This is a genomic window from Synechococcus sp. H70.1 (assembly GCF_047502705.1).
Taxonomy (GTDB): domain Bacteria; phylum Cyanobacteriota; class Cyanobacteriia; order Thermostichales; family Thermostichaceae; genus Thermostichus.
Genome location: NZ_JANSIV010000115.1, coordinates 1 through 712, shown reverse-complemented (window position 1 = coordinate 712; position 712 = coordinate 1). Strand labels below are relative to the sequence as shown.

1 protein-coding gene is annotated in these 712 nt (G+C 55.6%); it reads left to right on the top strand.

All coding sequences use genetic code 11. From position 1 onward, the window contains the following. Window positions 1-160 precede the first annotated feature (160 nt). A complete protein-coding gene (locus tag NW827_RS08275; protein ID WP_414503558.1) occupies window positions 161-619 on the top strand; it encodes a Uma2 family endonuclease in 459 nt (152 codons plus the stop codon). The last annotated feature ends 93 nt before the right edge of the window (window positions 620-712 follow it).

Sequence of the window (712 nt, the reverse complement as noted above, 5' to 3'; positions counted from 1 at the left end):
ACCGGGGCTGGGGACCAGCCTCGTGAGTCTTGGATGCTTCAGCTCTACTTCACAGGCCCGGTACACGGGATCGATGAAGCAACTGGGGCAGAAGAAGAGACAAAAGCTCTGCTGTCAAGCGGGTGAGGAAACCCCACCCGCCTGCGCGGTGGGGTAGTTCATTGGAAAGCCAATTGACATGGGAAGTGCGGGGGCGCTCCACAGCTATGTCTGCAGTCTCCTCCTGGCAGCTTTAACCCCCTACGTTCTGGGAATCGTTTTAGATTCCAGCACTGCTTTTAGGATGAAGAGTGGAAATTGGCGCTCCCCTGACGTTTCTTTTTTTGCCAAAGAACGCTTGCAGGGCATGGCCGAACTGCCCACGGGATTTTTAGAAGGCGCTCCAGATCTGGCCGTTGAAGTGCTTTCTCCCGGCAATACGCTCGAAGAAATGCAGGAGAAGCTGGTGGAGTACTTTGAAAATGGCAGCCGCCTGGCTTGGCTTGTTCATCCCAGCAAGCGCTACGTCCTGGTGTATCGCAGCTCTCAAGAGCCCGACCGTCTCCTCAAGTCAGTTGATCTTCTGGAGGGCGAAGAGGTTATTCCAGGCTTTGCTCTGCCGGTTGCTCATCTCTTCTAGAAGCTCTCCTTCTAAGTGCAAGGGTTGCCCCTCTTGCCGGCAGTCTATACTGGACTGGGTTGGGATCCTCAGCGGGGCACGATGAAGCGGCGA